Source organism: Tateyamaria sp. ANG-S1, assembly GCF_000814025.1.
GTDB lineage: Bacteria > Pseudomonadota > Alphaproteobacteria > Rhodobacterales > Rhodobacteraceae > Tateyamaria.
Genome location: NZ_JWLL01000001.1, coordinates 55642 through 72914, shown reverse-complemented (window position 1 = coordinate 72914; position 17273 = coordinate 55642). Strand labels below are relative to the sequence as shown.

Annotated in this window: 21 protein-coding genes; 9 read left to right on the top strand and 12 right to left on the bottom strand. The window is 62.3% G+C overall.

The genetic code is table 11. The annotated features are described in order from the left end of the window. Positions 1-49: 49 nt before the first annotated feature. Positions 50-535: a GNAT family N-acetyltransferase gene (locus RA29_RS00390; RefSeq protein ID WP_039681860.1), complete on the bottom strand. Its 486-nt coding sequence runs from the start codon at positions 533-535 to the stop codon at positions 50-52. 215 nt (positions 536-750) lie between these two features. On the opposite strand from RA29_RS00390, the gene RA29_RS00385 reads away from it, so the two are divergent. Both RA29_RS00385 and RA29_RS00380 read left to right on the top strand, forming a co-directional pair. Continuing rightward, a complete protein-coding gene (locus RA29_RS00385; RefSeq protein WP_039681858.1) occupies positions 751-2778 on the top strand; it encodes an NADPH-dependent 2,4-dienoyl-CoA reductase in 2028 nt (675 codons plus the stop codon). A gap of 92 nt (positions 2779-2870) precedes the next feature. Beyond that, positions 2871-3806, top strand: a complete 936-nt coding sequence (locus tag RA29_RS00380) for a zinc transporter ZntB (protein ID WP_039681856.1) — start codon at positions 2871-2873, stop codon at positions 3804-3806. 15 nt (positions 3807-3821) lie between these two features. Here RA29_RS00380 and RA29_RS00375 read toward each other — a convergent pair whose 3' ends face one another. Next, positions 3822-4262 carry a DUF4399 domain-containing protein gene (locus RA29_RS00375; protein WP_039681853.1) on the bottom strand — a complete coding sequence of 147 codons (441 nt, stop codon included), beginning with the start codon at positions 4260-4262 and terminating at the stop codon, positions 3822-3824. A gap of 106 nt (positions 4263-4368) precedes the next feature. Between RA29_RS00375 and RA29_RS00370 the strand changes: the two genes are divergently transcribed. The 3 genes from RA29_RS00370 to RA29_RS00360 all read left to right on the top strand — a co-directional run bounded on the left by RA29_RS00370 (position 4369) and on the right by RA29_RS00360 (position 6665). Next, the gene (locus RA29_RS00370) at positions 4369-4848 is read left to right on the top strand and encodes an RNA polymerase sigma factor (protein WP_039681851.1); all 480 of its coding nucleotides are present in this window, start codon (positions 4369-4371) and stop codon (positions 4846-4848) included. Further along, positions 4845-5624, top strand: coding sequence for a hypothetical protein (locus tag RA29_RS00365; protein WP_039681849.1), 780 nt, complete (start codon positions 4845-4847; stop codon positions 5622-5624). Before RA29_RS00370 ends, RA29_RS00365 begins: the two co-directional genes overlap by 4 nt. A gap of 135 nt (positions 5625-5759) precedes the next feature. Next, entirely contained in the window at positions 5760-6665 is a 906-nt protein-coding gene (locus tag RA29_RS00360) for a LysR family transcriptional regulator (RefSeq protein WP_039681847.1), read from the top strand. 179 nt (positions 6666-6844) lie between these two features. Here the strand turns inward: RA29_RS00360 and RA29_RS00355 are convergent, their stop codons facing one another. After that, positions 6845-7228, bottom strand: a complete 384-nt coding sequence (locus RA29_RS00355; protein WP_039681845.1) for a RidA family protein — start codon at positions 7226-7228, stop codon at positions 6845-6847. A 121-nt stretch (positions 7229-7349) separates the two neighbouring features. Between RA29_RS00355 and RA29_RS00350 the strand changes: the two genes are divergently transcribed. Continuing rightward, a complete protein-coding gene (locus tag RA29_RS00350) occupies positions 7350-7826 on the top strand; it encodes an Lrp/AsnC family transcriptional regulator (RefSeq protein ID WP_206540128.1) in 477 nt (158 codons plus the stop codon). 63 nt (positions 7827-7889) lie between these two features. Here the strand turns inward: RA29_RS00350 and RA29_RS00345 are convergent, their stop codons facing one another. The 4 genes from RA29_RS00345 to RA29_RS00330 are packed head-to-tail and all read right to left on the bottom strand — an operon-like array spanning position 7890 to position 10825. Further along, positions 7890-8816 (bottom strand): OmpA family protein, encoded by a 927-nt coding sequence (locus RA29_RS00345; RefSeq protein ID WP_039681842.1) that lies wholly within the window; start codon positions 8814-8816, stop codon positions 7890-7892. After that, complete coding sequence (locus RA29_RS00340) at positions 8816-9382, bottom strand: peroxidase-related enzyme (protein WP_039681840.1); 567 nt, start codon at positions 9380-9382, stop codon at positions 8816-8818. Before RA29_RS00340 ends, RA29_RS00345 begins: the two co-directional genes overlap by 1 nt. 10 nt (positions 9383-9392) lie before the next feature. Then, on the bottom strand, positions 9393-10106 hold the full coding sequence (locus RA29_RS00335) for a GNAT family N-acetyltransferase (protein WP_039681838.1): 714 nt from the start codon (positions 10104-10106) through the stop codon (positions 9393-9395). Next, positions 10103-10825, bottom strand: coding sequence for a molybdopterin-binding protein (locus RA29_RS00330; protein WP_039682319.1), 723 nt, complete (start codon positions 10823-10825; stop codon positions 10103-10105). Before RA29_RS00330 ends, RA29_RS00335 begins: the two co-directional genes overlap by 4 nt. Positions 10826-10871: 46 nt before the next feature. Between RA29_RS00330 and sfsA the strand changes: the two genes are divergently transcribed. Both sfsA and map read left to right on the top strand, forming a co-directional pair. After that, positions 10872-11576: a DNA/RNA nuclease SfsA gene (gene sfsA, locus RA29_RS00325; protein WP_039681836.1), complete on the top strand. Its 705-nt coding sequence runs from the start codon at positions 10872-10874 to the stop codon at positions 11574-11576. A gap of 50 nt (positions 11577-11626) precedes the next feature. Continuing rightward, complete coding sequence (gene map, locus RA29_RS00320; RefSeq protein ID WP_039681831.1) at positions 11627-12451, top strand: type I methionyl aminopeptidase; 825 nt, start codon at positions 11627-11629, stop codon at positions 12449-12451. Positions 12452-12504: 53 nt separating this feature from the next. Here the strand turns inward: map and rsmD are convergent, their stop codons facing one another. Together rsmD and RA29_RS00310 are read right to left on the bottom strand one after the other, a co-directional pair. After that, positions 12505-13050 (bottom strand): 16S rRNA (guanine(966)-N(2))-methyltransferase RsmD, encoded by a 546-nt coding sequence (rsmD, locus tag RA29_RS00315; protein WP_039681830.1) that lies wholly within the window; start codon positions 13048-13050, stop codon positions 12505-12507. Beyond that, positions 13047-14249: an FAD-dependent oxidoreductase gene (locus tag RA29_RS00310; protein ID WP_039681828.1), complete on the bottom strand. Its 1203-nt coding sequence runs from the start codon at positions 14247-14249 to the stop codon at positions 13047-13049. Before RA29_RS00310 ends, rsmD begins: the two co-directional genes overlap by 4 nt. An 86-nt stretch (positions 14250-14335) precedes the next feature. On the opposite strand from RA29_RS00310, the gene RA29_RS00305 reads away from it, so the two are divergent. Then, positions 14336-14824: a peroxiredoxin gene (locus RA29_RS00305; RefSeq protein WP_039681826.1), complete on the top strand. Its 489-nt coding sequence runs from the start codon at positions 14336-14338 to the stop codon at positions 14822-14824. A 73-nt stretch (positions 14825-14897) separates the two neighbouring features. On the opposite strand, the gene RA29_RS00300 is transcribed toward RA29_RS00305, so the two are convergent. The 3 genes from RA29_RS00300 to RA29_RS00290 are packed head-to-tail and all read right to left on the bottom strand — an operon-like array spanning position 14898 to position 17239. Then, entirely contained in the window at positions 14898-15752 is an 855-nt protein-coding gene (locus RA29_RS00300; RefSeq protein ID WP_039681824.1) for a mechanosensitive ion channel domain-containing protein, read from the bottom strand. A gap of 6 nt (positions 15753-15758) precedes the next feature. Then, positions 15759-16055, bottom strand: a complete 297-nt coding sequence (locus tag RA29_RS00295; RefSeq protein WP_039681820.1) for a 4a-hydroxytetrahydrobiopterin dehydratase — start codon at positions 16053-16055, stop codon at positions 15759-15761. After that, on the bottom strand, positions 16052-17239 hold the full coding sequence (locus RA29_RS00290) for a GNAT family N-acetyltransferase (RefSeq protein ID WP_039681815.1): 1188 nt from the start codon (positions 17237-17239) through the stop codon (positions 16052-16054). The genes RA29_RS00295 and RA29_RS00290 overlap by 4 nt, the downstream gene beginning before the upstream one ends. Between the last annotated feature and the right edge of the window lie 34 nt (positions 17240-17273).

The window sequence follows — 17273 nt, the reverse complement described above, 5'->3', positions numbered from 1 at the left end:
GTCAAAACGTTGAAGCAACGGCGGCGAGGCGGATCACGACCAAATCCCTCTAGTCACACGCGATCAGGACTTTCTCCATCTCGGCCCGGTCCAGATATTCTCCGAACCGCTCGTCACGTTCATGCTGCACAACGACAAAACCCTTCGCCGCAAATGCAGGCTGCGCCATCAGCGAAGCATGAACCCACAAACGATGCAGCCCCGCCGCACGTGCATCGTCCTCTGTCCGCGCGCAAAGCGCGGAAAACACCCCCCGCCCCTGCCACTCCGGCAGGACAAAGGCGAGGTCGACATAGGCCCCCGCTCGCGTGACAAATCCGACCGGCGCGCCCTGCGCCTCAGCCACCGCAACGATCTGCGCCGCCAGTTTGCCCGCCCAAGCATCCCCGGCATAGGGCGCGGCACACCACGCGGCCCGCTGCGCCTCGGTATATGCACTCGGCCCCTCCCGGATCGCCCGAAACATCACCCGGCCCAGTGCATCGGCCTCGCCCGCAATCATGTCGCGCAACACAAATTCCGTTGCCTCATCCATCGCTCCGCCGTCCGCTCCATTAGGCCCATGGCAAGGAACAGGACCAAAACCGTTCCCACATCTGCGCCCCACCGCTACCCCATGGGGCAAGCATAAAATACCACACAAATCTGTCCCCGCGGGGACACCCTGTCCCCACCGGGTGACGCCGCGTTGCACGTGACATCCCGCCGCCTATGTCTGACACCAAGGAAACATTGGCTCGGGAGGACACCATGACAGCCTATCCGCACATGCTTGCGCCGCTAGATCTTGGCTTCACCACGTTGAAAAACCGCGTGCTCATGGGGTCCATGCACACCGGGCTGGAAGAGACGAAGGACTGGAACCGCGTCGCCGAATTCTACGCCGAACGCGCCCGCGGTGAGGTGGGCCTGATGGTCACCGGCGGCATCGGCCCCAACCTCGAAGGCTCGGTCCTGCCCGGCGCCGCGATGCTGTCCAACGCCGAAGAGGTCGCCAACCACAAGATCGTGACGGACCGCGTCCACGAAAACGGCGGCAAAATCGCGATGCAGATCCTGCACGCAGGCCGCTACGCCTACGGCCCGATGTGCGTCGCCCCCTCGCCCGTGAAATCCCCCATCTCGCCCTTTCCCCCTGCGGAGCTGGACGAGGACGGCATCGAAAAGCAGATCAGCGACATCGTCGCCACCGCGGCTCGCGCCAAGGACGCAGGCTATGACGGGGTTGAGATCATGGGGTCCGAGGGCTACTTCCTCAACCAGTTCCTCGTCACCCACACCAACAAACGGACCGACCGCTGGGGCGGGTCCTACGAGAACCGCATGCGCCTGCCCATCGAAGTGGTGCGCCGCACGCGCGAGGCTGTCGGCACCGACTTCATCATCATCTACCGCCTGTCGATGATCGACCTTGTGCCCAACGGCTCGACCTATGACGAGGTCGTGCAACTGGCCCAGGAAATCGAGAAGGCAGGTGCCACGATCATCAACACCGGCATCGGCTGGCACGAGGCGCGCATCCCCACCATCGCGACCTCTGTCCCGCGCGCGGCGTTCGCGTGGGTCACGAAAAAGCTGATGGGCAAGGTGAGCATCCCCGTCATCACCTCCAACCGCATCAACACCCCCGAAGTCGCCGAAGAGGTGCTGGCCACAGGCTGCGCCGACATGGTGTCGATGGCCCGCCCGATGCTCGCCGATCCGCATTTCGTAAAGAAGGCGATGGAGGACAAAGCCGCCCACATCGCGCCCTGCATCGCCTGCAATCAGGCGTGTCTCGACCATACATTCTCGGGCAAGATCAGCTCCTGCCTCGTCAACCCGCGCGCGTGTTACGAGACCAAGTTGCAAATTGTCCCCGCGGAGACACAGAAATCCATCGCCATCGTGGGTGCCGGTCCCGCCGGTCTCTCGACGGCTTTGACGGCGGCAGAACGGGGCCACACGGTCACGATCTTTGACCGTTCAGATGAAATTGGCGGCCAGCTCAATATGGCCAAGCAGATCCCCGGCAAGGAAGAGTTCTGGGGCTTTGTCGACTGGTATCGCACCATGGTCGCCGACGCGGGCATCACGGTGCATCTGAACACCGAAGCAACGGTCGACACGCTCAAAGGCTTTGACGAGGTGATCATCGCCACCGGCGTCCTTCCCCGTGATCCGGACATCCCCGGTCAGGACGGCGACAACGTGCATTCCTATATCGACGTCCTACGCCACAAGGCGGAGACGGGCAAAAAGGTCGCCGTGATCGGCGCGGGTGGTATCGGCTTCGACGTGTCGGAATACCTCGTCCACGAAGGCGAGAGCCCGACCGAGAACCTGCCCGAATGGATGACCGAATGGGGCGTGGCCGACACCGAAGAGCATCGCGGTGGCCTTGACCCCAAAGGGCCGCAACCCGAAGCGCCCGCGCGGGCGGTGACGCTCTTGCAGCGCAAGGCGGAGAAGCATGGCAAGCGGCTGGGCAAGACAACCGGTTGGATCCATCGCGCGGCGCTCAAGATGAAGGACGTGGAGTTCGTGGGCGGCGTGAACTACGAGCGCATCGACGATCAGGGACTGCATGTGTCCTTTGGCGAAGCGCGCGAGAACCCGACGGTGATCGAGGCGGATGACATCATCCTCTGCGCCGGTCAGGTCCCCGAGCGGTCGCTTGCGGATGCGCTGGAGGCTGAAGGGATCGCTTGCCACGTGATCGGCGGCGCGGACGTGGCGGCGGAACTGGACGCCAAGCGCGCCATTGATCAAGGGACGCGGCTGGCGGCAACTCTCTAGGGCGGATCGGGATCCGCCTTACCGTAAGGCGGACGTGTCGTCCGCCCGGCCCGGCGGTTGCCGCACACAAGACGTGGATATAGCGTGCTGCCATGACGATCTGTTCCTTTGATTTCACGCGTCAGGGCGCAACCGCGGCCACTGAGGCGACCCCACTGGACGAAGGCTACCGCTGGGTCCATTTCGACCTGACCGACGAGGACCTGCCCGGCTTTCTGCACGCCAATGTCCCTGCCATCCCTGCCGCTGCCCTGACCGCGCCCGAGACGCGGCCCCGTGCCGACCGCTATGACGATGGGCTGATCCTGAACTTGCGGGGCGTGAACATGAACGCGGACGGACCCGCCGATCAGATGGTGGCCGTGCGCATGTGGATGACGGCGCAGCTTGTGGTGACGGTGCGCGTGCGCAAGGTCTTTGCCCTGGATGAGATGCGGACGGAGGCCGAAGGCGGTCATGCGCCCGGCACGCCTATGCAGTTTGTCTCGGCCCTCGCCACCCGGCTGATGGGGCAGGTGCAGGACACGGTCTTTGACCTGTCGGGGCGCGTCGACGCGATGGAAGACAGCGTTGAGGACGATGACAGCCCGCTGCCCACGGAACTGGCGGAGGAGCGGCGCACGGCCATACGTTTACGTAGGTATCTGGCGCCACAACGCGATGCGCTGGTGGCGCTGGTCGGTACCGATAGTCCGCTGATGACCCAAGGCACGCGCGACCTGCTGCGTGAGCAGGCGAACCTGGCCAAGCTGAATGTTGAGGAACTGGAGGGGCTGATCGCCCGGATGACGGCTGTGCAGGACCATCACACAGCGCAGGCTGCACTGATGCAGGGCCACAATGGCTATGTCCTGTCGATCGTGGCCGCCGTCTTTCTGCCCTTGGGCTTTGTCACCGGACTGTTCGGGGTGAATGTCGCAGGTATGCCGGGGATCGAGACGCCTTGGGCCTTTGCCGCGCTCTGCGCGTCGCTGGTGGTGATGACCGCGGGGGCGGTGTGGGTGCTGCGCCGGCTCAAATGGATCTGAGCCAGCGCACAAGCCCTATTCCACGGTGATCGTGATCACCTCGCTGACCACCGGGTCAGCATGGGGGATGTGATTGAGATCACCGAGGACAAGCTGCATCGTGTGATCGCCCGCGGGCAAATCCAGTGTCACCTGCGTCTGACCACCGCCAAAATGGATGTGGTTTTCATCCGCAGGCAGGCCATATTGCAGTTCCTCTGCGCCTTCGGGTCCTTCACCCAGAGGCGGGCGGTTCAGCAGGATATGATGGTGGCCTGTATTCTCGGCCTCGGTCCCGGCGGGGGCGACACCCATCCCTTCGAGCCCGAAGATGACCGTGACCGGCGAAGACACGGTGTCCCCGTCCGCGATGTTCACGAAGTACACCCGTGCATCGTCAGGCGCCGGTGTGTCTTGCGCAAGCGCAGGGGCGGCCAGCAATGTTGCAAAAGTCACGGCTTTGACAATCCTTTTCATTTTTCATTTCCTCCCGGACATGTTGAACTTAGAAACAGAGTAACACGTCGGGACAGAATTTATTCAAACCGCTGCAGAAATTTCTTACCGCGCTGTGCGCGACGGCATGGCAGAGGTGCATCCGCGCCTGTGGCGCTATGCCGTGTCGCTGACCGGGCGGCGCGACTGGGCCGATGATCTGGTGCAGACCACGTGCCTCCGCGCGCTCGACAAATCCGACCAGTTCGAACCCGGCACCCATCTGGACCGCTGGATGTTCCGCATGGCCCAGCGCATCTGGCTGAACGAGCTGCGGTCGCGCAAGGTGCGCACCGGCGGTGGGCTGGTGCCTGTTGAAGAAATTGACCTTCCCGATAAATCTCCTGGTGCGGAAACGAATATTCTGGCGCGTGACGTGTTGAACAGGGTGAACGGACTTCCCGAGGCCCAGCGACAGGCCGTGGTTCTGGTCTATGTTGAGGGGTACGCTTACAAGGAAGCGGCGGAGATTATGGAGATCCCCATTGGTACGGTGATGAGTAGGCTGGCGGCGGCCCGCAAACGGCTGAACACCGAGATGGCGGAGGACGAGGCACAGGTTCAATGACAGAAGTGCGCGCATTTTCAGATGAGGAGCTGACCGCCTACCTGGATGGGGAGGCGGATGACGCCTTGCACGCCGAGATTGATGCGGCACTTGAGGCGGATCCGGCCGTCGCTGATCAACTCGCCACGCTTGATATCCCGATGGCCCCGATTGCTGAGGCCTATGAGGCGCTGTTGCGGGATGCGCCACCGATGCCCGTCTTGCCCGAGGCACCCAGCGTTGCACCCGATGCTGTTTCGTCCGTGCGCGGGCGCTGGACATGGGGTGTGGGCACCTTTGCCACCGGTCTGGCCGCTGGTTTGGCCGTTGCGATGTTCACCGGCTTTGGCACGCCCGAACCCGCGCCGCGCGGCTGGGTGTCTTTTGTCGCCTCTTATCAGGCGCTTTACACGCCCGAGACGCTCACCATCGACCAGCCGACGCAAGCCGAGGCAGCAGTTCAGCTTGCTGCCGTGTCAGACGCTTTGGGCATTGATCTGACAGGGCTGCCGGAGGCGCAGGGCCTCACCTTCAAGCGGGCGCAGGTGCTGGGGTTCAATGACAAGCCGCTGGTGCAGATCGCCTTTGCCCGTGCTGATGGGACGCCGGTGGCCCTGTGCATTATTCCCGCAGGACCCGATGCGGCCCCGGTGAGCATGGGCGCTGCCGAAGGTATGGATCTGGCACGTTGGAACACGCCCGGCTATGGTTTTCTGCTGATTGGCGGAACGGATGCCGCGCCACTGGCCGAAGAGGCCGAGACCTTCCAATCCTGGAGCGCGGATATCGCGATTTGAGCAGGATCCGGGTCGTTTCCGCGCCATGAACGATCCGCGCAATGACCCAGATACTGTCCAACCCTTGCCCTGATCCTGCCCTTATTGGCCCGCATACCTGCACCTCAACAACGAGTGATGTGAGAGGCAGCAGGCATGGATCGCCTTACCGAGATGGAAGCATTTGCCACGGTCGTCGACCAGGGTGGCTTTACCGACGCGGCCAAGAAGATGGGGATTTCGAAATCCGCCGTCTCGAAGCACGTGTCGTCGCTTGAGGCCCGTCTGGGTGCCCGCCTGCTCAACCGCACCACCCGTCGCGTAAGCCCGACCGAGATTGGTCTGGCCTATTACGATCGCGCGCGCCGCGTGTTGAACGACGCGGGCGAGGCGGATTCGCTTGTGACGTCCATGCAGTCGGCACCGTCGGGGTTGCTGCGCATTTCGGTTGCGACCGACTTTGGCGTGAACCATCTGTCGCCGCGCCTGTCGGAGTTTCTGGCTGATTTTCCGGACATCACCGTGAATATGGTGCTGAACAACCGCTATGTTGAGCTGATCTCGGAAGGGTTCGACATGGCGATCCGGATTGGTGAGCTGGAAGACAGCACTCTGCGCGCCCGCAAGCTGACCGAGAGCACCAAGCGGATGATCGCGAGCCCCACATATTTCGAACAGTATGGCCGCCCCGAAAAGATCGACGATCTGAACGAACACAAGCTGCTGCACTATTCCAACCAGTCGTCCGGCAATGTCTGGAAACTGACCGCGCCGTCGGGTGAGAAGCGTCAGGTGCGCACCGCCGGATGGCTGAGCGTGAATGACGGGCAGTCGCTGCTGAATGCGGCCATCTCGGGCCTTGGCATCGCCTATCTGCCCAGCTTTCTGTACGCCGACGCGATGGAGCAGGGGCTGGTCGAGGATGCGATCCCCGATCTGCCGATGGAGACCCAGGGCATCTATGCCGTGTACCCGCCGGGACGGTTCACACAGCCCAAGGTCCGCGCCTTCATTGATTTTCTGGTCCACGCCTTTGCCGAAAAGGGCCCCTCGGACTGGTAAGAGTTAACCAACCTCCCCTCGGTTAAACACCTGACCCCGGCGCTTAAGCACCGGGGTTTTTTTGTCGATGGCGTGGCAACGGCGCGCTTTGCAGCAGATACAGCGGTTTGTGCGAATGTCAGATATGAGCCCACCAGTTTACGGAGTGCTGCAATATGGCAGAACGTCAGTTCAGGAGACTAGGCGACCGCGATTGCCTCAATCTCCAAAAGCCATTCTTCGTCGTAGATGTCACAAACTATGACAGTCAAAGCGGGTTCTCGCTCGCCCAAGATTTCTCTTCTGACCCGTGAATTTTCTGCACGGTAAGCTCGGTCGGCAAGGAAGGTTGTGTGCTTGACGATATTGTCCAATCCCATATCGGCAGCGCGAAGCTGCGCCTCCACGTTTGCCCAAGCTTGTCGGGCCTGATCAAGGAAGTCTTCCGGTACTTTATCCTCCGGTGAGACCGGTATTTGACCGCTGACGTAAAGGGTCCGCTTGGCGTCTGTCACCTCTACGGCTTGGGAGTATTTTGACTTTAAGTCGTGGCTGTCCGGGGCGGTGATCTTGCGAGTTCTCACGGTCTTCTCCTATGCTTTGCTCCATATGGTGTTACGAACGATTGGCAACGGCGAGAACTATGTTTTGCAATTTGATTAAAAATACGAATGACGTTCACTTAAAGGCAGAGGGAGACCAGCTGTGGATATCTTTGACAGAAAGATATTAAGTGCTCTGATCGAAGATGCTGGTATGTCCTATGAAGCATTGGGACACCGAGTCGGTCTTTCGCCACCCGCTGCACATGCTCGGGTTAAGAAACTGCGCGAAAGCGGAACGATTGAGCGTTCAACACTCAAGATCGACCCCGTGGCTGTTGGCAAACCATTTCTGGCTTTCGTATTTGTTGATTTCGCTGGTTGGGGGAAGTCCAGAAGACTTATGCAGATCAACCAGTTCCCCGAGGTCGAGGAAATCCACTCAGTGGCAGGGGACAGCGGCCTGATCGTCAAAGTCAGAACACGTGACGCACACGCCTTGGAGTTATTCTTGGCAAAGCTTTATGAGAACTCAGGCGTCCAAACGACCAAAAGCTACATCGTATTGTCGACGTTTCTGGAAAGGGGGACGCAGGCCACCACGACTGTGGATTGGAAAGCTGATTTGCTGCCTGACTGAAGAAACGGTCAGTACCATAACCATGGCGATGTCTGCGATGTCTGCAATGTCAGCAAAACAGTCTTACCCGTCCTCACCCACCACAATCACTTCGACCCGTCGGTTCATCTCGCGTCCCTCTGCCGTCAGGTTGCTGGCCAGCGGTGCCAGATAGCCCATGCCTTCGGCCTCGATCCGGCCCGGGGGCACGTCGTAGCGGTTGATCAGCCGGTCGCGCACGGCAACCGCGCGGGCGCGGGAGACTTCGATGTTGGTCGCCAGCCCGCCGATTGTGTCGGTGTGGCCCACCACGGCGATCCGCAGGCCGGGGCGGTTCGCCATCAGTTGCGCGATCTGTTCTAGTTCGGGGGCCGGCCCTTCGCCCAGCCGGGTTGTGCCCAGGGCAAAGTCGAGGCTGCGCAAGACGATTGACCCCTTGGCCAGAAGCCGCTGGCCCAGATCCTGTGCCGGGTCCCCCGGCGCGATGGCGGCAACGGGCGGCTCTGCCGTCGGAACGGCTGCCTGCTGGGCCCCCACCTGCACCACCTGCAGGTAGCCCGCGTCCGGGGCCGTGCTGGCCAGCAGCCAGACCGCATCCCCGGTGTCGGGGTGCTGCGCGCTGAGGAAGTGATAGGCGCGCATGTTCACATACATGTTCGGCGCAGGCAGCACGTCGATGGCAAAGCGGAAGTCAAACCCGCCGCATGCGTTGGCGTCGCAATCCAATAGCGTTTCGTAGTCCGCGTCGATCAACTGATCCCGCAGGGGAGCGAGGATTTGCAGCGGGGTCAGGCCCGGTGACGTCACGCGGTAGCTGCGCCGCTGCACCGGGCCGTCGATGCTTTGCGCCCCGACGGTCCCGTTGGCGTAGGGCGTGGTCGCGATCTGCACCCGGTCGAAGACGCTGTCGCGCGCCGCTGTTTCGCGGGCGTTCGAGGGCAGTTCCAATTGCAGGGACAGCGCAGGGCCCGCCAATAGGCACGCCAATGCTGTGAGCCAGCCGCGCCGCATCAGCGTGCCTGTGTGTGATAATCGCGGTTGGGCTGCATGGCTGTCGCGCTCGCCACCCGGTTCGACATGTTGAAGAACGCCGCCACGTTGATCAGGTCCCAGATGTCCCGGTCGCTCAGGTCGTGGTCGCGCAGAGCCTGCCGGTCGTCTTCCTCGATCTGAGCCGAAGCGAGCGTGACCTTTTCTGCAAAGACCAGCATGGCCCGCTGGCGTGGTGTGACGTCGGCCACCCGCCAGTTCATCACGAGTTGTTCGCCAAGGATCGGGTTGCCCGACAGGTCCCGGACGGCAGCCCCGTGGGCTGTGAGGCAGTAGTAGCACCGGTTTGTGGCACTGACGACCACCGCTACCATCTCGCGTTCAAGCTTGGTCAGGCCGCTGTCGGCCAGCATCAGGTCATTGTAGAGCGCGGTGAAGGCGTTGAGTTTGCCGACATCGAAAGCGTGCGCTTTCAGGACGTTGGGGATCATGCCAAGCTTGTCCTGGCACACGTCGAAATACTTCTGCGTGGCCATGGGCAGCGGGTCGAGCATGGGCAGGTCGAGGGCGGTCGGCTGGTCTGTCATGGGTCCGTCACTATGTCTTGGGCGCGGTGCGGTAATGATAGCCGCAGAGGTGCTGGAAGCCCAACCCCTGATAGAGCGCGTTGGCAGGGCCGTTTGCCGCTGTCGTCAGGACCGCGATGTGGTTTGCGCCGTTGTCCGCTGCCCAGAAGGCCGCCTGCCGCATGATCCATTGGGCGACGCCCTGGCGCCTTTGATGGGCCAGTACCTCGACCGCGTGGACCATGGCGATGCCGTCGTGGATGGCCGCAAAGGCGGCACCCGCCGGTTTGTCCTTGTGCCGTGCCAGGATCGCCGTTTTTGTCTTGGCGCGGTGCATGATGGCGACCCGCGCCGGGCCGATGCCGCCCTTGGCCCAGATGTCCTCCATGATCGCCAGCGGCTCCCAGAGGGTAAAGGCGGTGACGCGCGGGATGGGGATGTCCGTTAGTGCGTCGACGGGAGCGATGTAGCCGTTTGTAGGATCAACGACAGTGTAGCCTGCGTGGTCGAGCAGGTGGTCAAGGGCGTCTTCGCCTTGCCGGACCATGAAGAGGGGCGTCTGGTCTGCGGCACGCATGGCTTGTTCGGCATGGCCGAGGTCTGTGGTTGGCTCATCCGCCGTCGCCGCCGACACGCGCTTGCCACCCCCTTGGCCGTCCCGAATGGTCCAGGGGCCTGCGCGCGTGACAGCCGCAGCAGGCCAGGTGCCATCGATGGCCGCGTAGAAGGCGGCGGGCGTCGTCATGCCGGGAAGTGTTCGGCGAGTTTGGTGAGGGCGGCATCCACCTCCGCCCCGTCGGTGCCGCGGATGACGACGTTGGCACCATAGCGCCCATCCTTCTGGAACGGGTAGGAGCCGATGCTGAGGTCTGGGTGGGCCGTGGCGATGTCACCCAGCGGACCTGCGATGTCCCCCTCGCCCCGCTCGATCCGCATCGTCTTTGAGATCAGGGGCGCTCCGCCCGTGAGCGTGGGCAGGATAGAGGCGACCATGGCTTGGAAGACCGAGGGCACGCCTGCCATGACGTGGACGTTCTTGATCGTGAAGCCGGGGGCGGCGGAGACCGGGTTTTCGATCAGCGCGGCTCCGTCGGGGATGCGTGCCATGCGCAGCCGTGCAGCGTTCAGTTCGGTGCCGGATTTGGCGTAGTGTTCGGCCAGGATTGCACGGGCATCGTCGCGGATGTCGATATGCGTTTCGAACGCCGCCGCGATGCAGTCGGCGGTGATATCATCGTGCGTCGGGCCGATGCCGCCGGAGGTGAAGACACTATCGTATGCCGCGCTGAGCGCTTTTGTCGCTGCGATGATCGCGTCGGGGTCGTCGCTGACCACGCGCACTTCCTTGAGGTCGATACCGTGGTCGGTCAGTTGGCCCGCCAGATAGTGCATATTGGCGTCGCGGGTGCGGCCCGAGAGGATCTCGTCTCCGATCACCAGCATGGCGGCTGTGGGGTTGGGCATTATGGCCTCCTTGTTGCACGGCCAGTGACGGTATAGGGCTGCGCCCATGCGCTTTCAAACCGAACTTGTCCCCGCAACGCTGATCCGACGCTACAAACGGTTTCTGGCCGATTGCACGCTGGAGGATGGGCGTGAGGTGGTGGCCCATTGTGCGAACCCCGGGTCGATGATGGGTTTGGCAGAGCCGGGGATGCGCATCTGGTTGGAGCCCAACGACGATCCGAAGAAGAAGCTGAAGTTTGGCTGGCGGCTGGTGGAGCATGCTGGCGGGCATTTCACCGGTGTGGATACGGCAGTCCCGAACAAGGCGCTGCGCGCGGCATTCGAGGCAGGCGACGTGCCGGGGTTTGACGGGTATTCCACCGTGCGGCCCGAGCAGAAATATGGCCAAGGGAGCCGGATCGACTTTCTCTTGCAGGGTGATGGGCTGGCGGACGCTTATGTTGAGGTGAAGTCCGTCACGTTGGCGAGGCAGCCGGGACGTGCCGAATTCCCCGATAGTGTCACCGCGCGCGGCGCGAAACATCTCGGCGAATTGGCCCGTATGGCAGAGGCCGGGCATCGGGCGGTTATGCTGTATCTGGTACAGCGCACGGATTGTGATCGTTTCACCCTCGCCGCAGACATCGACCCGACCTACGCCGCCGCCTATGCGGCTGCGACCGCGGCAGGGGTGGAAACGCTGTGCCTGGGCACCCATATAACACCAAAGGGCGTGCTCGTCGGCGCGCCTATAGCCGTGGCTCTATGACCCACTGGCCCTTTTTGCCGCAGTGCAGTATATTTGACAGGTGAACGCTGATGGAGCGCGCTTTGGACCGTGACACCCGTGGCCGTCTGACCAAGGACGGCATACGCATCTATGACCCTTCGGACTTTGCCGGGATGCACGCGGCAGGGCGGCTTGCGGCCGAGATTCTGGACGCGATGTCAGCGCATGTGTTTCCGGGTCAGACGACAGGTGCCATCGACAAGATCATCACGGATATGGTCGAGGAGGCAGGCGCAACCTCGGCCACCATCGGCTACAAAGGCTACCAGCACGCAAGCTGCATCAGCGTGAACCATGTGGTCTGCCACGGCATTCCGGGCGACAAGGTGCTGAAGGATGGCGACATCCTGAACATCGACGTGACCGTGATCGTGGATGGCTGGTTCGGCGACACATCCCGCATGTTCGTGGCGGGCAAGCTGCCCCGCAAGGCAGAGCGGCTGATCGAGGTCACCCATGACAGCCTGATGCGCGGGATCGAGGCGGTGAAGCCCGGCAACACCTTTGGCGACATCGGCTATGCGATTCAGAGTTTTGTCGAAGCGCACAGGATGTCTGTTGTGCGCGATTTTTGCGGTCACGGGCTGGGTCGGGTGTTCCACGCGCCGCCGAATGTCCTGCACTATGGCCGTCCCGGGACGGGGGCTATTTTGGAGCCGGGGATGTTTTTTACCATCGAGCCGATGGTGAATCTCGGGCGGCCCGAGACCAAGACGCTGGCGGATGACTGGACCGCTGTGACCCGCGACAAGTCGCTGTCGGCGCAGTTTGAGCATTCGGTGGGTGTGACCGAGGACGGGGTGGAGATTTTCACCCTGTCGCCCGCAGGGACGTTCCATCCCACATATGGATGATGGCTATGGCGGATGACGCATCCGCCTTACGGTAGGGCGCATCCTGATGCGCCCTAGCCGGTTTCCAACAGCGTGACATGGGTGCTGCCGAAGCGGCGCTGGTCCTGTAGGGCGTATCCTTCTGGCGGGACTTGCGGTGCGTTTTCTTCCCAGACGATGAGGGCACCCTCAACGCAGTGGTTGCGGATGACGGTCAGCGCCTTCTCCCCCATGCCTTTGCCGTAGGGTGGATCGAGGAAGACGAGGTCGAAGGCAGGGCCATCCCATGCAAGTGAACGGGTGGCGTCGGTGCGCAAGAGTTTGGCCTGATCCTGCGCCTTCAGCTTCTTGATATTCTCAGAAATCAACCTTTGGCCGGTGCGCCCATTTTCAACAAAGACCGCACTTGTCGCCCCACGCGACAGCGCCTCAAGCCCCAGCGCGCCGGTGCCTGCGAACAGGTCCAGCACATGCGCACCGTCAATCACCCCACGATGGGTGAGCATGGAGAATAGGCTTTCCCGCACCCGGTCGGGTGTGGGACGCAGGTGCGCACCCGGATCGCCTTTGCCGACCGTGGCAAGCGGCACACCACGCCATTGGCCTGCGATGATCCTCACTTCAGGAGGGCTTTCAGGTCACCCTCGGGGTCGGCAACCACGCTTGGGTCCGCCGACTTGCCCGCTTCGATCAGCCGTTTGCCGATCATGTAGGCGCGTGGGTCATTGGCGGCGTCCACGGCCAGCAGTGTGTCGCCCGCATAGTACCAGAAGGATTTGGCGCCGCCGCCGTCACGGGTGACGACCCGGTCGTAGCCGGTGTTCAGGCCCGCGATTTGCAGTTTGACGTCGAACTGGTCGGACCAGAACCATGGGCGGGCGACATAGTCCTTGGCCGCGCCCATGATGTTCTCGGCCACGCATTCGGCCTGATCAATTGCGTTGGGCACGGATTCGAGGCGGATGCGGTCGCCTTTGTACGGGAAGGAGGCGCAATCGCCAGCGGCCCAGACATGGGGGGCGGAAGTGCGGCCCTGTGCGTCGGTAGCGATGCCGTTGTCGAGGCTGATGCCAGCCGCTTCGGCAAGGTCAGTTTCAGGCGCGATGCCGACGCCGACGATCACGAGGTCGACGTCCAGTGTGGTGCCGTCCGTCAGCTCTGCGCCAGAAACGGTGCCTTCGCCGGTGAGGCGGGTCAGCCCAGCGCCTTCGCGCACATCGACGCCGTGGGATGTGTGAAGTGCGCGGAAGTAGTCGCTTGTTTCCGCTGCCGCGACCCGCTGCAGGATGCGGTCGGCCATTTCGACCAGCAAGACGTTCAGGCCCAGCTTGCAGCAGACCGCCGCCGCTTCGAGACCAATGTAGCCGCCGCCTACGATCAACGCCGTTTTGCCGGATTGGCACCATGGGGCCATCTTGTCGACATCTGCGAGGTCGCGGACGGTGAAGCCCCCCTCCAGATCACCGCCGATGGACGCTGGAAGGCGTCGAGGAGCGGAGCCGGTGGTCAGGACCAGATCGGTGTAGTCTAGCGTGTCGTTGCCCACGGTGACGGTTTGGGCGTCCGTGTCGATGGCGCTGACCGTCTCGCCCGTACGCACGGTGATGTTGTGGTCGGCATAGAAGCTGTCGGGGCGCAGGAACATGCGTTCGAGCGGCATGTCGCCCAGCAGATAGGCCTTGGACAGCGGCGGGCGCTGGTAGGGCAGCGCAGGTTCGGACCCGATGAGCGTGATCGCCCCCTCGAACCCGCCATTGCGCAGCTTGGCCACGCAGGACGACCCCGCCTGCCCTGCCCCGATCACGATCACATGGTTCATGTCCTGCACCTTTGTCCTCGCCCTTTGCCAAGGTGGAGCCTATATCGCAGGGGAACACAGACGCAATTCCAAGAAAGGCGCACATCATGGCAATTTCCGTAGGCGACACCCTGCCCGACGCATCGCTTGTTCATCTGGGGGCCGATGGGCCTGCCGAGGTGAAGCTGAGCGAGAAGACTGCAGGCCGCAAGGTCGTGATCTTTGCCCTGCCTGGCGCCTATACCGGCACGTGCAGCACGGCCCATGTACCCAGCTTCATCCGCACCATCGACCAGTTCAAGGCCAAGGGCGTGGACGAGGTGATGTGTGTATCGGTAAACGATCCGTTCGTCATGGGCGCATGGGGCGACGCGACGGGGGCCACGGCCGCGGGCATCACGATGCTGGGCGATGCGGATGCGTCCTTTACCAAGGCGATGGGCCGGGCGTTCACAGCACCGCCCGTGGGCCTCTATGACCGCTCCACCCGCTACGCGATGGTCGTCGAGGACGGCAAGGTGACGGTTCTTCAGGAGGAAGAGAACCCCGGCGTCTGCGACGTGTCGGGCGGTGAGGCGCTGCTGGAAGCGCTCTGATCTGAGCACCAAATCAGGAATGACGCAAAAGGCCCCCAATCGGGGGCCTTTTTCATTTGGATTACGGTTGGATTTACTCCGCCGCCTGGATGATCGTGCGGGTTGGGAAGGGGATGTTGACCCCAGCGTCGTCCAGCGCTTCTTTGACCTTCCGCTTCATGTCGGCCTGGTACTGGAAATAGACGGCGCCGTCGCACCAGACGCGCACCAGGAAATCGACCGAGCTGGCGTTCAGGTTGTTCACCTGGATGAAGGGGGCCGGGTCTGACTTCGACCGCTCATCGGCCATGATCGTGTCGCGGATGACATCTTCGGCCTGTTTGAGGTTCACGCCGTAGCCCACGCCAAAGGTCCATTCTGCTCGGCGGGTTGGGTAAATGGAGTAGTTGGTGATGACGTTGCCCCACACTTCCGAGTTCGGGATGATCACCTGTGCGTTGCTCACATCTGCAAGCTCTGTGAAGTTGAGCGTCACGTCCTTCACCGTGCCCATCTTGTCCGCGATCTGGACGAAGTCTCCGATCTTGAGCGGACGGAACAGGATCAGCATGACCCCTGCGGCCACGTTCGACAGCGTGCCCTGCAAGGCCAGACCAATGGCAAGACCGGCGGCACCGACCGCCGCGACAACGGAAGTTGTGCGCACGCCGAACGTGTTCAGGACAATGAGGAAGGTGAACCCCAACAGGACGTAGCGGACGATGGAGCCGAGGAAGTTGAAAAGCGTGTCGTCCAGATGCCGGCTGCGCTTGGAGATGTTGGTGACGCGGCGCCCGAGCCACGCGGCCACGATCCAACCGACGATCAGGATGGTGATCGCGGCAAGGATCGAGCCGAAGAAAGAGGCGAGGAATTCAAGCGACAGGTAGTCGCCCACGGTTTTGCCCTGCCAAATCTCGGTGGCAAGGAAGCTGTTCAATTTTTCCATAGTCTTTTAGTCTGCGAGGCTGTCCAGTTTGCGGGCCAATTTCACATCAAGCGTGCTCAGTCCACCCACGTCATGCGTCGTCAACGTAACGTCGACCCGTTTATAGACGTTGAACCATTCGGGGTGGTGGTCCCACTTTTCGGCCCAGATGGCCGCGCGAGTCATCCAGGCGAAGGCATCCACGAAGTCGTTGAACTCAAAGGTCTTGTGAATCGCGTCTCGCCCTTCGGTCACGGCCCATCCGGTCGCCAGCAGCGGATCCAGCAGGGTGGCCCGCGTCTCTTCGCTGAGTTTTTCCATTATTCCTGTTCCTCGATCTGGACCTGTCTGAAAGGTCCGTAATCCGTGAGAATTTCGATCTCCTCTTCCACCGCCTCACGTTCGGCTTGGAGGTAGCGGGCGATAGCGTCGGCAAAGCCCGGATCGCCCACCCAGTGCAGGCTGTGGGTCTGTGTCGGCAGGTATCCCCGCGCCAGCTTGTGTTCGCCCTGTGCGCCTGCCTCGACCCGTTGCAACCCGTGCTGGATCGCGATGTCGATGGCTTGGTAGTAGCACAACTCGAAATGTAGGCAGGGATGGTGTTCGGTGCAGCCCCAGTAGCGGCCGTATAACGTCTGAGCGCCGATAAAGTTCAGCGCACCCGCAACAAAATGCCCATCCCGTTCCGCCAGCACCAGCGCCATGTCGTCGGCCAGCGTCTCGTGTGCGATGTCAAAGAAGCGGCGGGTGAGGTAGGGCGTACCCCATTTGCGCGCGCCTGTGTCCTGGTAGAAGCGCCAGAAGGCGTCCCAGTGTTCGGGCCGCAGGTCATCGCCTGTCAGCACATGGATGGTGCCGCCGAAATCCTGCGCCCGCGCGCGTTCCTTGCGGATGTTCTTGCGCTTGCGGCTGGAGAGGCTGCCGAGGAAATCGTCGAATGTGTTGTAGCCGTCGTTCAGCCAGTGAAATTGCTGGGTGGTGCGCGGCATGAGGCCTAGGTCCGCGCCGAAGTCGCGTTCGGCTTCGGTGCAGAAGGTGACGTGCATTGAACTGAGTTTATTGTTCTCGCCCAGTTGCACCGCACCCGAGATGAGGCCACGCATGCCCAGCTCGGGGAAGTCGGGGTGTGTCAGGAATCGCCGCCCGGTGGCGGGCGTGTGCGGCACGGCGATTTGCAGTTTGGGGTAGTACCGCCCGCCTGCCCGTTCGTAAGCGTGCGCCCAGTTGTGGTCGAAGATGTATTCGCCCTGGCTGTGGTTCTTGGCGTACATGGGCGCGAAGCCCACCGTTTGCCCGTCCACGACCGCTTGCAGGTACTGCGGCTGCCAACCGGTGCCGGGGCCCACGGAATTGCTGTCTTCCAACGCTTTCAGAAAGCGGTGCGTGGTGAATGGGTCGTTGGGCCTGCCGCCATTTGCCGCTTCTGGGCAGGCGCAAGCGTCCCACTCCGTCTCCGGGATCTCGGACAGACTGGGCACCACACGGATTTCTATTTCTTGTTCGGACACAAACAGCCTTCCCTGCTCAACAGGTTGAGATGTG

Excerpts from the sequence above, each read along its gene's own strand:
- RA29_RS00310 (WP_039681828.1), bottom strand. The coding sequence starts at position 14,249 with ATGAACCATGTGATCGTGATCGGGGCAGGGCAGGCGGGGTCGTCCTGC.
- RA29_RS00335 (WP_039681838.1), bottom strand. The coding sequence starts at position 10,106 with ATGACGACGCCCGCCGCCTTCTACGCGGCCATCGATGGCACCTGGCCT.
- RA29_RS00380 (WP_039681856.1), top strand. The coding sequence starts at position 2,871 with ATGACGATCTGTTCCTTTGATTTCACGCGTCAGGGCGCAACCGCGGCC.
- RA29_RS00365 (WP_039681849.1), top strand. The coding sequence starts at position 4,845 with ATGACAGAAGTGCGCGCATTTTCAGATGAGGAGCTGACCGCCTACCTG.
- RA29_RS00345 (WP_039681842.1), bottom strand. The coding sequence starts at position 8,816 with ATGCGGCGCGGCTGGCTCACAGCATTGGCGTGCCTATTGGCGGGCCCT.
- RA29_RS00300 (WP_039681824.1), bottom strand. The coding sequence starts at position 15,752 with ATGGAAAAATTGAACAGCTTCCTTGCCACCGAGATTTGGCAGGGCAAA.
- RA29_RS00340 (WP_039681840.1), bottom strand. The coding sequence starts at position 9,382 with ATGACAGACCAGCCGACCGCCCTCGACCTGCCCATGCTCGACCCGCTG.
- RA29_RS00375 (WP_039681853.1), bottom strand. The coding sequence starts at position 4,262 with ATGAAAAGGATTGTCAAAGCCGTGACTTTTGCAACATTGCTGGCCGCC.
- RA29_RS00330 (WP_039682319.1), bottom strand. The coding sequence starts at position 10,825 with ATGCCCAACCCCACAGCCGCCATGCTGGTGATCGGAGACGAGATCCTC.
- sfsA (WP_039681836.1), top strand. The coding sequence starts at position 10,872 with ATGCGCTTTCAAACCGAACTTGTCCCCGCAACGCTGATCCGACGCTAC.
- RA29_RS00305 (WP_039681826.1), top strand. The coding sequence starts at position 14,336 with ATGGCAATTTCCGTAGGCGACACCCTGCCCGACGCATCGCTTGTTCAT.
- map (WP_039681831.1), top strand. The coding sequence starts at position 11,627 with ATGGAGCGCGCTTTGGACCGTGACACCCGTGGCCGTCTGACCAAGGAC.
- RA29_RS00385 (WP_039681858.1), top strand. The coding sequence starts at position 751 with ATGACAGCCTATCCGCACATGCTTGCGCCGCTAGATCTTGGCTTCACC.
- RA29_RS00390 (WP_039681860.1), bottom strand. The coding sequence starts at position 535 with ATGGATGAGGCAACGGAATTTGTGTTGCGCGACATGATTGCGGGCGAG.
- RA29_RS00360 (WP_039681847.1), top strand. The coding sequence starts at position 5,760 with ATGGATCGCCTTACCGAGATGGAAGCATTTGCCACGGTCGTCGACCAG.
- RA29_RS00370 (WP_039681851.1), top strand. The coding sequence starts at position 4,369 with ATGGCAGAGGTGCATCCGCGCCTGTGGCGCTATGCCGTGTCGCTGACC.